Source organism: Haloarcula marina (assembly GCF_024218775.1).
GTDB lineage: Archaea > Halobacteriota > Halobacteria > Halobacteriales > Haloarculaceae > Haloarcula > Haloarcula marina.
The window spans coordinates 1,232,516-1,246,703 of the sequence record NZ_CP100404.1 but is presented as its reverse complement, the minus strand read 5'-3'; the positions used below and the strand labels follow the sequence as shown (position 1 = coordinate 1,246,703).

Sequence of the window (14,188 nt, the reverse complement as noted above, 5' to 3'; positions counted from 1 at the left end):
CGTCGTCCCTAGGTCCGGTGTGAGCACGCGCCGAGAGCGAACCCTCCTCGCGGGCGTCGTCTTCGTCGTCCTGCTGGCGCAGGTGTTGCTGTACCCCGGCGTCGACACGCTCGTCCGAGCGCTGGGGGCCGAGACGGACCTCGACGCGAGCATGTGGTTTCTCGCCGCCGAGTTCGCCGCCTTCGTCGCCTTCGCGGGCGTTTGGGGCGCGGTGAGCGACGCGACCGGTCGCCGCGTGCCGTACATCGTCGCTGGCGGTGTGGCCGGGGCCGTCCTCTACGCCGCGCTGGCGTGGCTTCCGGTGGCCGTCGACGTGTCGTTCGGGACGGTCCTGCTCGTCCGCGCGCTACAGGGCGCGGCGACCATCGCCGCGTTCTCGCTGTCGATGACGATGCTGATGGACTTAGACGGCGGTCACGGGAAGAACATGGGCGCGGCCGGTATCGCCATCGGGTCGGGGACGGCGCTGGGCGCGCCGCTGGGCGGCCAACTGTACGGCGTCTCGCCGACGCTTCCGCTGTACGTCGCGAGCGCGCTCTTGCTCGTCGTCGCCCTCTTGGCGACGCTGGTGACCGACCGCGCGCCGACCGACGACGAGGGCCGACTCCGCGCGGCCGTCACCCACCTCCGAGAGACGCCGAACCTGACGATTCCGTACGCCTTCGGCTTCATCGACCGCCTGACGGCTGGCTTCTTCGCGCTCGTCGGGACGCTGTACTTCCGCGACGCGTTCGAACTCTCGCCCGCGGAGACGGGGCTGATGCTCGCGCTGTTTTTCGCGCCCTTTGCCCTCCTCCAGTACCCCTTCGGCGTCCTCTCGGACAGCATCGGGCGGACGCTCCCCATCGCCGCCGGGTCGTCGCTGTACGGCCTCGCCGTCGTCGGCGTCGGCCTCGCCCCGACCGTCGAGACGGCGGCGGCGGGGATGGTCGTCGTCGGCGTCATCGGCGCGTTGATGGCCCCGGCCACGATGGCACTCGTGACCGACTTGGCTGGTGAGACGGGTCGCGGGACGGCGATGGCCGGGTTCAACGCCTTCGGGAGCGTCGGCTTCCTCGCTGGCATCCTCGTCGGCGGGTTCGTCGCGGGCGAGGTGGGCTTCCTCGCGGCGTTCGTCGTCGCTGGCGGCGCGGAACTCCTGTGTGCGATAGTCGCCCTGCCCGGCCTCGTCGGCATCGAACAGACGCGGCGACAGGCCCCACGGACGAGTTCTGCCTCCGAGGAGTGAGCGCCGGTCCCGTTACCGCATCGACTGCCAGACCGTTGATAGACGGAGTGAAAATCCCACTCGCACCAGTGATAGCGTGTGTCTAGCTAGCTATATCTTATCACAGAACTAACAGTAACACGTGAATGAGCATGTCGTCATCAGTCCACACGTCGGAACCAAGAGACGAGCGCGTCGGGGCGCTCGGCACCGCGGCGAAGGTTCGCCTCGCCGCGTTTAGCATCGTCGCCGTCGCGATTATCGCGCTCAACGTCGTGATGACGCCCCGCCCCGTCCTGTTGGCGTTCTTCCTCAGTTGGGGCGGCGAGTTCGGCATCCACCAAGTCCACGATATGGCCATCTCGGCGCTGCTCTGGGCGGGACTCATCGTTCCGCTGGCGCTGGTGCTGTACCACCCCAGCGAGCGGGTGAACACCGTCCTCGCGCCGGTTCTCGCCGTGAGCGCCGTCGCCGTCTTCGCCTACCTCGCCGACTCGTTCCTGTTCACGGGCTTTCTGACCTCGGCGGTCCTCGCGGTGGTCGCCCTCGCCCTCCACCCCGCCGGGCGGTCGCTGTTCCGCTTCGACCGGGTCGGGCGCGTGGACCGGCGCGCCGCCGCCGTGTTCGCCGTCGGTGCGGTGCCGTTACTGGCGTACGCGGCGCTGGAAGTGAGCAAGCAACTCACGCTGGCGGACGAACACGCGGCGCTCGTCCACTACGGCGCGATGGGCATCACGGCGTTCCTCGTCGTTCTGCTGGGCGGCCTCGCGGTCCTGCGGGAACGCGACTGGCGCATCGCGGCGTGGGTGAGCGGACTGCTGGCCGCATCGCTGGGGGTCGTCTCCCTCGTCTTCCCGACCATCGAGTCGAGCCTCGGCTTCCTCGGCGGTGGCTTGGCGGTTCTCTGGGCCGTCGCCGTCGTCGCGAGCGTCGAGTACGGTCGTCGGTCCGACGACAGGGAAGACTCACGTGGTGAGTCGGTCGTTGACGCAGTCTGAACCGGAAATTCGGGGCCCCGAACCCAAACGTGTGACACAGTGTCGGCTCTCCCAGCGAATTCGTTCACTCTGAATTACAGCTTTGGCTCGTGAACACGTAGAGCGCTGTATGGTCGTCTATGCAGAATACGAAATTCCCGCAGACGCATTCAGAATCGGGCGCGCGTTCGGGCAGTTACCTGACGTGGAGGTCGAACTAGAACGAATCGTGCCAACCGGTCCGGACATCGTGTGTGATAGCCCGCGATGTATCCGCTCGCCCCAACAGGCCATCAGCAACGGAGGGGCCTCTCAGAACGGTACTCGAATCGGTGACCCCCACGCCGTCAGTTCGCCGCTTCGATAGCCTCCAGCGCCTCGGGGTTCTCGATGCTGGACATGTCGCCCAACTCCTCGCCGCGGTACACCGCGCCGATGGCCCGTCGGAGAATCTTTCCGCTCTGGGTCTTCGGGAACGCGTCCACGAACAGCACCTCGCGGGGCCGGAACGGCTTGCCCAGTTCCTCGCCGACGGTGGATTTGATGGCCTCCCGGAGCGAGTCCGTCGGGTCGTGGCCCGGTTCGAGGACGGCGTAGAGGACGACGGCCGTCCCGGTGGTGTCGTCCGGGACGCCCACGGCGGCGGCCTGATTCACCGCGGGGTGGTCCATCGCCGCGCCCTCGACTTCCGCGGGGCCGACCTTCCGGCCCGCGACGTTCAGGGCGTCGTCGGCCCGGCCGTGGAGGAACCAGAGACCGTCCGCGTCCTTCTGCGCCCAGTCGCCGTGGTCCCAGAGGTCCGGCCACGCCGACCAGTACTCCGCCAGATACCGCTCGTCGCCGCTCCACAGCGACTTCGTCATCGACGGGCAGGAGTCCCGAGCGACGAGATAGCCGCGTTCGTGGGTATCGGCGATTGACTCGCCCGCTTCGTTCACGATGTCGATGTCCATCCCCAGACCCGGGCCGCCGAGCGTACAGGGTTTCAGCGACTGGATGGGCATCGGCATCAGGAAACAGCCCATTATCTCCGTGCCGCCCGAGATGTTGATGATGGGACAGTCGCCGCCGCCCACGTTCTCGTAGAACCACTGCCAACTCTCCGGGTCCCACGGTTCGCCCGTCGACCCGAGCAGTCGGAGCGAAGAGAGGTCGTGGCCGTCCAGCCACGTCTCGCCCTTCTTTCGGAGCGCTCGAATCGCCGTCGGCGAGACGCCGAAGACGGTCAGGTCGTGGCGGTCTATCATCGCCCAGAACCGGTCGGGGTCGGGGTGGTCGGGCGCGCCCTCGTACATGAACGCCGTGCCGCCCAGCGCGTGGTTGCCCAAGAGCATCCACGGCCCCATCATCCACCCGATGTCGCTGACCCAGAAGAAGCGGTCGCCGGGCTTGTGGTCGAACCCGAAGTAAATCTCCTTGGTCGCCTGCAGGAGCGCGCCCGCGTGCGTGTGGACGATGCCTTTCGGTTTCCCCGTCGTCCCCGAGGAGTACAGCAGCATCGACTCCTGGTCGCTGGGCAGGGACTTCGTCTCGTACTCGTCGCTCTGTGTCTCGACGGCCTCGGTCCACCACTCGTCGCGCCGCGTCCACGTCAGTCGGTCCACGGGGTCCTCGGCGGTGCCGATGCGGTCGTAGACGACGGTGTGTTCGACGGGCGTCTCTCTCCCGTCGACGAGGTTCTCGGCTTCCTCGATGGCCTCGTCGGCCGTCCCCTTGAGGTGGACCTTCGACCCGCGGCGGTAGAACCCGTCGCCGGTGAACAGCACGGAACACTCCGCGTCTGCGATGCGGGTGGCCGTGGCGTCGACGCCGAACCCCGAGAAGATGGGGACGGCGATGGCCCCGACTTTCAGACACCCGTAGAGGATGCTGGCGACTTCGGGGACCATCGGCATGTAGAGGCCGACGGTGTCGCCGGTGTCGACGCCGACCGATTCGAGGTAGTTCGCGACCCGATTGGACTGGGCGTGCAGGTCGTGGTAGGTGAGTTGCCGCACGTCGCCGGGTTCGCCCTCCCAGATGAGCGCCACGTGGTTGCGCGCGCCGTTGTCACGGGCGGCGTGTCTGTCGACGACGTTGTGGGCGGCGTTCAGTTCGCCGCCGGGGTACCAGCGGGTGAACTGTGGGCCGTCGCCGTCGTCTCTGACCGCGTCGTAGTCCTCGAAGAACTCGATACCGAGGTAGTCGACCACTTCGTCCCAGAACCAGTCGACGCCGCTCTCCTCTATCCCCTCGATGTCCGTCGTCGTCCGCCGTATCAAGGCCTCGTAGTCCTCGATGTCGTACGTCTGCATGAACTGCCAGACGTTGGTCGATTCGACGGACTCCCGAGAGGGTTCGTGGACGACGTGGTCTAGCTCTTCGAGTGAATCGGGGGCCATGCCGTGTGGTTCGGTGACAACGCACTAAGTAGTTGCGCGGGCCGACGTTCCGGCGCAGAACCCCGTCAGAGCCGCATACGGCAGTGTCGTCGACCCCCCGGAAACCCTTTTCACCGCGGCGAGCGAAGTTCCACGTATGTACGTCCGGGACGCGAAAAACCGCGAAGAAGCCTGGTTGCTGGACCGCATCGAGGAGATGGGGCTGGACGAGACGGCCTTCCGCTCCCGCGACTACGTCGTCGCCATCGACGAACACGACAACCGGAAGGCCGGGTTCGGTCGCATCCGCATCCACAAGCCGGACGAGAGCGACCCCGTCTGCGAACTGACGAGTATCGGCGTCCTCCCGGAGTGGCGCGGGCAGGGCGTCGGCGCGCACGTCATCGAGCGACTCGTCGAGTACGCCGCCGACGAGGGGTTCGACGTGGTGTACTCGCTGACGAGCGAGGACACGTACCTCACCCAGTTCGGCTTCGAGCGCATCTCGACCGAGGCGTTACCGGACCCCCTGCGTGAGCGACTGGAGACGAAGCAGGAGAACATCCAACCGGGAGCCGTCCCGCTCCGCCTCGAACACGACGACTTCGGGATTCCCTCGCGGTTCCGCGAGCGGTTCAAGAACGCCTCGGCCCACGAGTCCCACGAGACGGAACCCGAAGACTCCGCCGAGGACTTCGGTATCGACCCGGAGGAAGCGACCTACAAGTACGACACCGGCCGTTAGCGCACGTCGACGACTTCCACGTCGAACACCAGCGTCCGCCCCGCGAGTTCGTGGTTGAAGTCCACTTCGATAGCGTCGCCGCGGACGGCGGTCACGTCGCCGTGCAGTCCGTTCTCGGCCTCGACGTGCAGGCCCACCTCCGCGGGTTTGCCGACCATCGACTCGAACGTCTCGGGGTCGTACTCCCGAACTTTCTCTTCGGCGGGGTCGCCGTAGGCTTTCTCGGGCGGCACGGTCACCGTCGCCTCCTCCCCGGCTTCCATCCCGACCAGCGCCTCGTCCAGTCCCTCGATGATGTCGCCCGCGCCGACGGTAAACGAGAGCGGCGCGTAGTCGGTCGGGTCGGTTCCCTGTGCCTCCAGCAGTCCTTCGTCGCGGGCTACCTCGGCCCGCGAGGTGTCGAAGACGGTCCCGTCTTCGAACCGGCCCACGTACTCGATGGTGACGCCGTCACCGGGTTCGATTGGCATACGTGACTCTCTGGTGAGCAGAGAAATAAATCCCGGGACACGGCGGACCGCGGGGTCGGTATCCGCCGTCGCACGCGTCCGGCAGGCGTCACCGGAGTCGCGGACTGGACGGCGACACTGTGGGACCGTCGCGAACGCTTAAGCCCGCCCCGTCCGACGTGTTCCGCATGTTCGACCCCGACGAACTGGACGAAATCCGCGAGGCGAAAGCCGAGTGGGACGCCGAATCCGTCCAGCCGACCGTCGACCGCTTCGGCGAACGCGAGGAGACGTTCACGACGGACACCGAGGGGCACGAGGTAGACCGACTGTACACCCCCGCGGACGTGGCGGACCTCGACTACGAGGAGGACTTGGGGTTCCCCGGCGAAGAACCGTACACCCGCGGCGTCTACCCCACCGGCTATCGGGGTCGCCTCTGGACGATGCGTCAGTACGCCGGGATGGGGACCGCCGAGGAGACGAACGAGCGCTTTCACTACCTCTTAGAGCAGGGCCAGACCGGCCTCTCGATGGCGTTCGACCTCCCCACGCAGATGGGGTACGATTCGGACGACGCGATGGCCGCGGGCGAAGTCGGCAAGACCGGCGTCGCCATCGACTCCTTGCGGGACATGGAGCGGGTGTTCGAGGGCATCCCGCTCGACGAGGTGTCCACGTCGATGACCATCAACGCGCCCGCGTCGGTCCTGCTGGCGATGTACATCGCCGTCGGCGACCAGCAGGGCGTCGACCGCGAGCAGTTGCGCGGGACCATCCAGAACGACGTGCTCAAAGAGTACATCGCCCGGAACACGTTCATCTACCCGCCCGAACCGTCGATGCGGCTCATCACCGACATCTTCGAGTTCTGCGCGGCGGAGGTGCCGAACTTCAACACTATCTCCATCTCGGGGTACCACATCCGCGAGGCCGGGTCGACCGCGGCGCAGGAAATCGCGTTCACGCTCGGCGACGGCATCGAGTACGTGCAGGCCGCCGTCGACGCCGGACTCGACGTGGACGACTTTGCCCCACAGTTGTCGTTCTTCTTCGCCTCGTACAACAACATCTTGGAGGAGGTGGCGAAGTTCCGCGCCGCCCGCCGCCTCTGGGCGACGATAATGGACGAGCGCTTCGACGCCGAGAACCCCAAGTCCAAGCAGTTGAAGTTCCACACCCAGACCGCCGGGTCGACGCTGACCGCCCAGCAGATAGAGAACAACGTCGTCCGCGTCGCCTATCAGGCCCTCGCGGCGGTGCTGGGCGGCACGCAGAGCCTCCACACGAACGGGAAAGACGAGGCCATCGGCCTCCCCACCGAAAAGTCGGTGCGGACCGCTCTCCGAACCCAACAGATTCTCGCCCACGAGTCCGGCGCGGCCGACACCGTCGACCCCCTCGCCGGGAGCTACTACGTCGAGTCCCTGACCGACGAACTGGAGGCCGACGCCCGCGAACTCATCGAAGAAGTCGACGAGCGAGGCGGGATGCGGCGAGCCATCGAGGACCAGTGGGTCCAGCGCCAGATTCAGGACGTGGCCTTCGAGCGCCAGCGCGAACAGGAGGCGGGCGAGCGCGTCATCGTCGGCGTCAACGAGTACACCGTCGAGGAGGAGGGCGAACAGGACATCGAGGAGGTGGACGAGGCCGTCGAGCAGGCCCAGCACGAACGCGTCGCCGCCATTCGGCAGGAACGCGACGACGACGCCGTCGAGGACGCGCTCGATGCGCTCAGGGCGGCCGCCGAGAGCGACGAGAACCTCATGCCGTACATCGTCGACGCGGTGAAAACGTACGCGACGACCGGGGAAATCTGCGACGTGCTGCGCGACGTGTTCGGGGAGTACCAGCCCGGCAGTTCGATGTAGGGACCACCGATACGACGCGCTTTCGACACCCGGATTCTTTCGGCTGGTGGCATTCGATTCCAAACGGGAACAGCATTGAACGAGGACCGTGTACGGGCAGATATGATTCCCCACCAACACGACAGGAGTGACAGTCCGTGAGTAGCACGCTCCCCGACTCACGAATCATTGCACTCGTCGTCCTCGTCCTCGCTGTCCTGTTCGTCCTCCCGCTCCTGGGCGGATTCGGGATGATGGGCGGCGGGGTGTGGGGCGGCGGAATGTGGGGAGGCGGCGGAATGTGGGGCACAGGTGGGACGGCCCCGACCTGGGTGTGGGTCGTCGGTCTCATCGTCCGAGTACTCGTCCTCGCGGCCGTCGTCGGCCTCGTGTACCTCCTCTTCCGAGCGGTGACCGGCGACGACAAGGGGCCGGACACGGCCGTCGAGGAACTGCGGAAAGCCTACGCCCGCGGCGATTTGAGCGAGGAGGAGTACGAGCGCCGCCGCGAACGGTTGCGCGAGGAGTGATTCGTCGGGCGGAACTATACGCCCGGCCGTCGAACTGCGGGATATGCAGTTCGACCACGCTGGCGTCGCCACCGACGACGCCGACGCACTCGCCGCGCTGTACGAAGCGGCGTTCGACGCACCGGTCGCCCACCGCGAGACGTTCGACGGTCTGGACGTGACGTTTCTGGACCTCGGCAACGGCTACTTCGAACTGTTGGAACCGACACCGGACGCCGAGGGCGCGATTCCCCGCTATCTGGAGCGGAACGGGCCTGGCCTCCACCACGTCGCCCTCGCCACCGACGACATCGCGGCCGCCCTCGACGCCGCCCGCGAGGCCGGGATAGAACTCATCGACGAGGACCCCCGACCCGGTGCGTGGGGGCACGAAGTGGCGTTCTGCCACCCGAAATCGACCGGCGGCGTCTTACTCGAGTTCGTCCAGCACTGAGTTTCGGTCGGGCTATTCGCCGTCCGCGCCGCCCTCGTCGGGCAGTTCGTCGACCCGGTCGCGTGCGTCGAGGAAGTTCTCCCAGAGGCGTCGCGCCCCGTCGGTCATCCGTTCGGGCGGTTCCGCGAACCACGCCGCCCCGACAAGTTCGGACTCCTCGACGTCCAGCGACCCGTTCGCGTACTCCGCGGTGAAGTACACGTCGATGGTGTGGACCGACCCCTCCGCGTCGGTGTCGGGGTAGTACTTGCGGTGGACCACCTCGTCGACGCCGTCGATGGTACAGCGGATGCCCGTCTGCTCGTTGACGCGGCGGAGCGTCGTCCCCTGCATCGACTCGTACTCCTGTTTCTCGCCGCCGCCGGGGAGCGCCCAGAGGTCAGCGCCGCGGCCCAAGACCATCAGCACCCGGTCGCGGGTGTCGCCCGCCGCCTGTTCGGGGATGTTCGAACTCAGGTCCGGGAGCGTCTCCCCGTCGCGGGTGACGAAGACGACGCTGTTGCCGTCGTAGCCCGTGCTGTTCGTCGCGGTGAACACCTCGGCGTAGTCGGCCGGGGACAGTTCGAACGTCTCCTCGCGGACCGGCACCTCGTCGAACCCCGCCCCCAAATCGTCGAGTTTCTGCTCGACGTTGAGTTCGTTTATCTGGTCGATGACGTTCTCCACCTCTTCGGCGTCGTCGTCCGATGATTCCCCCGCGACCCCGTCCTGCGTGCCGTCGTCCCCTGTCATATCTGGGTGTACCCGTCGACGCCGATAAATGGACCGGTGCTACCAGATGAAAAGGAACTTATCGGTTCCCGGTGTCGCCACGGATATGGATGCGATAGTCCTCGCGGGCGGGTACGCGACCCGGCTTTGGCCGGTCACGAAGAACCGGCCCAAGATGCTTCTCCCGGTCGGTGAGTCCACCGTCATCGACCGCATCCTCGGCGAACTCGAAGCCGAGGACCGTATCTCCGACGTCTACGTCAGCACGAACGAGCGATTCGCCGACGACTTCAACGAGCACTTCGCCGAGAGTTCGTACGACAAAGTCTCGCTGACCGTCGAGGAGACCAACGAGGAAGCCGAGAAGTTCGGCGTCGTGGGTGCGTTGGCCCAACTCGTCGACCGCGAGGGACTCGGCGACGAGGACCTACTGGTCGTCGCCGGTGACAACCTCATGGACTTCGGCATCGACGAGTTCATCGACCACTTCGACTCCTACGACGACCCGACGCTGGCGGCCTACGACGTGGGGTCGCTGGAGAAAGCGAAGTCCTACGGCCTCATCGAGACGGAGGGCGACGAAGTCGTCGACTTTCAGGAGAAACCCGACAACCCCAAGAGCACGCTCGTCTCCATCGCCTGCTACGCTTTCCCGGCCGACGCCATCCGGTTCGACGAGTACCTCTCGGGCGGAAACAATCCCGACGAACCCGGCTGGTTCATCCAGTGGCTTGTCGAGAACGGCCCCGTCCGTTCCTTTACGTTCGACGGCGCGTGGTACGACATCGGCACGCCCCAGAGCTACCTCGAAGCCGTCGCGTGGGAACTCGGCGGGGAGAACGTCGTCGCCGAGAGCGCCAGCGTCGAGAACACCACGCTGGGCGAGAACGTCCACGTCCTCGACGGCGCGGAAGTCGTCAACTCCAGCCTCGACAACACCGTCGTGTTCCCGAATGCGACCATCATCGACGCCGACATCCGCAACTCCATCATCGACAAAGACACGCACATCGAGAGTCTGGACCTCTCGGGCGCGCTCATCGGCGCGCACACGCAGTTGACGAACGGGAACTGAGGTCCGACTTCTACTTCTACGGTTCGTCCTCGGCCAGCCACGCATCCTCGACGACGATAGTGCCTCGCGACCCGTCCCACTCCGTCTCGTACTCCAACTCGATGCGTCGGTCCATGTGCGGCCCGTCAGTCACCAGCGTCTCGAACTCCCCGCCTTCGCCGAGGATGTGGACGCCGTACTCCTCGTTCAGGGCTTCGAGTTCGTCCAGCGCGTCGGCGTCGAGGCGGCGGCCAAGCCACGACTCGTCCAAGCCGTAGGCGGCGACGCGGATGATGCGGATTTCGAATCCCGCGTCCAGCATCGCGTCTGCGAGGTCGCGCGGATTTTCCTGCCACAGCGGCGCGAACACGTTCGCTTCGAGTCGCTCGGCCATCGCCTCGATGCGGGTGGTCTGGTACTCGCTCTCGACGGCCCCGGCGGTGACCCCGGCGATGCCGTCGGGGAGTTCGGCGTCGAGTTCGCGCAGGGCCGCTTCCAGCGGTTCGAGTTCCTCGTCGCCCTGCTGGCCCGAGTCGACGGCGTCGTCAGCCTCGAAGTCGTCGGGTTCGACCTCCACGAGGGGGATGCCGATGCTCTCGGCGGCCAGCGAGGCCAACCGCGTCGCCGGAACGTGGTACATGTACGAATCGCCCTCGGGGTGGACCGTCACCAGTCGCTCGACCGGATAGCCGCGTTCGAGCGCTCGGTACAGCGCCCACGAAGAGTCCTTCCCGCCGGAGAACAGCGAAATCCACGCGCCGTCTGTCATGCGGGTCGGTAGCCCGCCGCGGCGTAAATCGCTGTCTATTCGGCCAGTTCCTGCTCGATGTCCGACTGACTGACGTAGGCGGCGACGCGGACGCCGACGAGGCTGATGAGGATGCCCGCGAGGATGAACAGCGCGAGACGGGTCCCGGCGTCCATCGAGAACTCGGTGACTTCGATGATGCCGAAGTCCATCGACGGGACGCGGAAGCGGTCGAACACGCCCGCCCGTTCGAGGAAGTACGCCGAGAAGCCGCGGACGACTAGGCCGACGGCGACGGCCCCGAAGGGGAGATTGACGTACGCGCTCCGGACCCCTTCGCGCTGGAGGAGTTCGTCGAGCAGTCGGCCCAGCGAGGCCGCGAGCGCCGCCGCCGTCAGCCACGGCACGCTCTCGAACAGGAAGCGGTTCGCGAGAATGAACGGGCCGCTCGATGCAGTCTGAGAGAGTTCCAGCGCGCCAGCGAAGAGACCGACGACGGAGAGGCCACCCGCGACGACGTAGGTGACGAGCGACACCTGCCCGGAGTACAGCGCCTCCCGAATCTGCCCCGGAAGCCGCGAGAGGTAGGTGTCGATACCCATCCCCTTGTAGATGAGGAAGACGCCGAAGGCGGCGGCGATAGCGCCAACGGCCATGGTCGTGCTATCGACGACGATGAGCAGGATTGGGAACGCTATCATCGCCAGTCCCAGCGGGACCAACACCGTCTTCCGTAGCTCCTCGTCGGCGAGGAACTGCTTCAGGAGGTAGTACGTCGACTCGATGTCGCGGGCCTGCCGGACGACGACGCGGTCCACGGCGTCGACGCGGACGCGGCTCTCGATGATGGGGACCAGTCGCTCGTCCTCGGCGCTGTCGACGACGACGACGGCCGAATCGGGGTCGTACTCGGCGACGAGGTCGTCCGTCTGTTTGGCGATGCTGCGGTCCACCCCCACGGCGTCGCCGCCGCCGCCGACCACCGCGACGACGGTGTCGTCGCCGTCGGCTTCGAGGTCCTCGGCCACGCGGAGGCCTTCGAGCAGACAGTTGATGCGGCTGTCCTCTGGGTCGACGACGCCCGTTTCGGTAATCATGGACTCGACGGCGTCGCTTCCGACGACCGGGCACTCGTCCGCCACCGGGCTGTCCCGGTCGATGCACACCACCAGCGTGCTCACAGTAGCCGAGAGAGGGCGGCGAGGTAAAAAACCCTCGCGCGTTACCGACGGAAGGAGAGACCGTCCACGTCCCCGTCGAAGTGACTGGCGAGACCCGACCCGAACGCGTAGGCGGCGTGTCGTGCGCCGCCTCGCAGTCGCGCGGCGAGGCTCCGCTGTGGTTCGAACTCGGCGACGGTGACTTCCTCGCCGAGTCGGGCTTCGAGGCGCTCCTCGACTGCCTCGCGGGTTCCGAGTTCGTCGACGAGGCCGCGCTCGTGTGCCTCCTCGCCGAGGAAGACGCGAGCCTCCGTCTCCCGGATGGTCTCGTCGTCCAAGTCCCGGCCTTCGGCGACCGTCTCGACGAACTGGTCGTAGTAGTCGTCGACGAGGCCTTGGAGGTAGGCGCGCTCGTCCTCGTCCATCTCCTTCAGGGGCGTCCCGGCGTCCTTGTACTCCCCGGCGGTGAACTGCTCGTAGGAGAGGCCCGCGCGGTCGGCGAGGTCCTTCGCGTTGACCCGAGAGCCGATGACGCCGATGGACCCGACGATAGAGCCTTCCCGCGCCCACAGTTCGTCACAGCCAGCGGCGATGTCGTAGCCGCCGCTGGCACACACGTCCGTCGCGTAGGCCACGGTCGGCCCGTCGAAGCGCTCGGCGGCGATGCGGATGTCCTCGCTCGGGACGATCGCGCCGCCGGGCGTGTTCAGTTTCAGCAAGAGCGCCTCTGCGCCGCGGTCCTCGTCGGCGCGCGTTATCTGCTCGACGATGTCGTCTGCTCCGGCCCCGCCGGGGGCGCTGAGCGGGCCGCCACCGCCGTCGCGCGTAATCGGGCCTTCGACGGCCACCTCGGCGACGTTGTGCGCGGGCAGGAGCGACCCGGCGAGATTCCCGCCGATGCGTGCCGCGAGGGCCGCGACTGCGACCACCAGCAAGACGCCAAGGAGTTCCGCGAGGTCACCGGGGACGAACAGGAACGCGAACGCGCTCACGAGCACCGCCGCGATGACGACCACCAGCACGAGGGCGACTCGCGCGACCGTATCTTCGTCGACCATTACTGGAACATCCCCAGCGGCCGCGCGCTCGTGCTCTCGTCGTCGCCCTCCTGCATCTGCTGGGCGAGGCGCTCTTTGGCCTGCCCGATTTCATCGGCCTGCTCGACCAGCGCGTCGGTGTCGACCTCGAACGACCCGAGGGGGCCGACGGCCGTGTTCAGGAGCGCCCGCGCGGCCTCGGGGTCCGGGAACCTCGGGTCGGCCTGGACGATGAGTCCGACACCGGTGAGGCCGACGCGCTGTGCCTCGTGGACGAGCGCCCCCGTCGGGCCGGTGACCGCGCCGGACTCGGTGGGGGCGTCCACATCGGCGTCCTCCAGCAAGGCCGCGCCGTCACCGGTGGCGATGCCGTACACCGACGGGACGCCCTCCTTCTCGGCGGGCATCCCGCTCAGGAAGATGGGCGTCACGCCGTGGCTGTCGAACCACCCGACGATGCAACTGGCGAACTCCTCGGCCGACGACGGCGACACCGGCGCGTCGCTCTGGAGAACGAGGAGGTCACGCTCGGCGTCGGCGTAGAGGCGGACCGGCCCGCGGACCGTCGGGTCGCCCGCCTCGTACACCGCTATCTCGGGCAGGCCCTCGCAGTGGGCCGTCCCGTAGTGAACCATGTCGAACACGTCGACGAGGTGGTCGGCGGCGATTTTCCCCACCAATCCTATGCCCGGGAGGCCCTCGACGAGCGTCGGGTCGTCGAGTTCGATGTCGTCCCGGTGTATCTGGATGTGCGCCATACGAGAGATACGCCCGCCGTCGGCTTGAAAGGAACGGCTACTAGCGGCTTCCGGTTAGCGAACGCGGGTCGAAATCGGCTGCCGGGAACAGTCAGAGAGTCCGGCCCAGTGCATCCTGCCACGGGATGGGGCTGAAAGGGGGCTTTCTGACTGGTCGCGGAGGGGCGTA

Annotated in this window: 14 protein-coding genes; 7 read left to right on the top strand and 7 right to left on the bottom strand. The window is 67.0% G+C overall.

Annotated elements, in window-relative coordinates; genetic code table 11:
* Nucleotides 1-19 precede the first annotated feature (19 nt).
* Nucleotides 20-1,228: an MFS transporter gene (locus NJQ44_RS06495; RefSeq protein WP_254273869.1), complete on the top strand. Its 1,209-nt coding sequence runs from the start codon at nt 20-22 to the stop codon at nt 1,226-1,228.
* A gap of 125 nt (nt 1,229-1,353) precedes the next feature.
* Nucleotides 1,354-2,205, top strand: a complete 852-nt coding sequence (locus NJQ44_RS06490; RefSeq protein ID WP_254273868.1) for a hypothetical protein — start codon at nt 1,354-1,356, stop codon at nt 2,203-2,205.
* A gap of 326 nt (nt 2,206-2,531) precedes the next feature.
* On the opposite strand, the gene NJQ44_RS06485 is transcribed toward NJQ44_RS06490, so the two are convergent.
* Nucleotides 2,532-4,565 (bottom strand): AMP-binding protein, encoded by a 2,034-nt coding sequence (locus NJQ44_RS06485; RefSeq protein ID WP_254273867.1) that lies wholly within the window; start codon nt 4,563-4,565, stop codon nt 2,532-2,534.
* A 136-nt stretch (nt 4,566-4,701) separates the two neighbouring features.
* Here NJQ44_RS06485 and NJQ44_RS06480 point away from each other — a divergent pair, with 136 nt between their 5' ends.
* Nucleotides 4,702-5,289 (top strand): GNAT family N-acetyltransferase, encoded by a 588-nt coding sequence (locus tag NJQ44_RS06480; RefSeq protein ID WP_254273866.1) that lies wholly within the window; start codon nt 4,702-4,704, stop codon nt 5,287-5,289.
* On the opposite strand, the gene NJQ44_RS06475 is transcribed toward NJQ44_RS06480, so the two are convergent.
* On the bottom strand, nt 5,286-5,759 hold the full coding sequence (locus tag NJQ44_RS06475; protein ID WP_254273865.1) for an FKBP-type peptidyl-prolyl cis-trans isomerase: 474 nt from the start codon (nt 5,757-5,759) through the stop codon (nt 5,286-5,288). The two genes, NJQ44_RS06480 and NJQ44_RS06475, sit on opposite strands and share 4 nt — an antisense overlap.
* Nucleotides 5,760-5,926: 167 nt before the next feature.
* Here NJQ44_RS06475 and NJQ44_RS06470 point away from each other — a divergent pair, with 167 nt between their 5' ends.
* The 3 genes from NJQ44_RS06470 (at nt 5,927) to mce (ending at nt 8,551) form a co-directional block, all read left to right on the top strand.
* Entirely contained in the window at nt 5,927-7,609 is a 1,683-nt protein-coding gene (locus NJQ44_RS06470) for an acyl-CoA mutase large subunit family protein (protein ID WP_254273864.1), read from the top strand.
* Between the two features lie 137 nt (nt 7,610-7,746).
* The gene (locus tag NJQ44_RS06465; RefSeq protein ID WP_254273863.1) at nt 7,747-8,118 is read left to right on the top strand and encodes an SHOCT domain-containing protein; all 372 of its coding nucleotides are present in this window, start codon (nt 7,747-7,749) and stop codon (nt 8,116-8,118) included.
* A 43-nt stretch (nt 8,119-8,161) separates the two neighbouring features.
* Nucleotides 8,162-8,551: a methylmalonyl-CoA epimerase gene (gene mce / locus NJQ44_RS06460; RefSeq protein WP_254273862.1), complete on the top strand. Its 390-nt coding sequence runs from the start codon at nt 8,162-8,164 to the stop codon at nt 8,549-8,551.
* Between the two features lie 12 nt (nt 8,552-8,563).
* On the opposite strand, the gene NJQ44_RS06455 is transcribed toward mce, so the two are convergent.
* Nucleotides 8,564-9,283 (bottom strand): NUDIX hydrolase, encoded by a 720-nt coding sequence (locus NJQ44_RS06455; protein ID WP_254273861.1) that lies wholly within the window; start codon nt 9,281-9,283, stop codon nt 8,564-8,566.
* A gap of 85 nt (nt 9,284-9,368) precedes the next feature.
* Between NJQ44_RS06455 and NJQ44_RS06450 the strand changes: the two genes are divergently transcribed.
* On the top strand, nt 9,369-10,337 hold the full coding sequence (locus NJQ44_RS06450; RefSeq protein ID WP_254273860.1) for a nucleotidyltransferase family protein: 969 nt from the start codon (nt 9,369-9,371) through the stop codon (nt 10,335-10,337).
* A gap of 16 nt (nt 10,338-10,353) precedes the next feature.
* Here NJQ44_RS06450 and NJQ44_RS06445 read toward each other — a convergent pair whose 3' ends face one another.
* Genes NJQ44_RS06445 through NJQ44_RS06430 form a run of 4 tightly spaced genes read right to left on the bottom strand, consistent with a single transcriptional unit; the run spans nt 10,354 to nt 14,019 of the window.
* The gene (locus tag NJQ44_RS06445; protein WP_254273859.1) at nt 10,354-11,085 is read right to left on the bottom strand and encodes a diphthine--ammonia ligase; all 732 of its coding nucleotides are present in this window, start codon (nt 11,083-11,085) and stop codon (nt 10,354-10,356) included.
* Nucleotides 11,086-11,120: 35 nt separating this feature from the next.
* Nucleotides 11,121-12,245, bottom strand: a complete 1,125-nt coding sequence (locus NJQ44_RS06440) for a DUF373 family protein (protein ID WP_254273858.1) — start codon at nt 12,243-12,245, stop codon at nt 11,121-11,123.
* A gap of 41 nt (nt 12,246-12,286) precedes the next feature.
* Nucleotides 12,287-13,282, bottom strand: a complete 996-nt coding sequence (sppA, locus tag NJQ44_RS06435) for a signal peptide peptidase SppA (RefSeq protein WP_254273857.1) — start codon at nt 13,280-13,282, stop codon at nt 12,287-12,289.
* On the bottom strand, nt 13,282-14,019 hold the full coding sequence (locus NJQ44_RS06430) for a proteasome assembly chaperone family protein (RefSeq protein WP_254273856.1): 738 nt from the start codon (nt 14,017-14,019) through the stop codon (nt 13,282-13,284). Before NJQ44_RS06430 ends, sppA begins: the two co-directional genes overlap by 1 nt.
* Between the last annotated feature and the right edge of the window lie 169 nt (nt 14,020-14,188).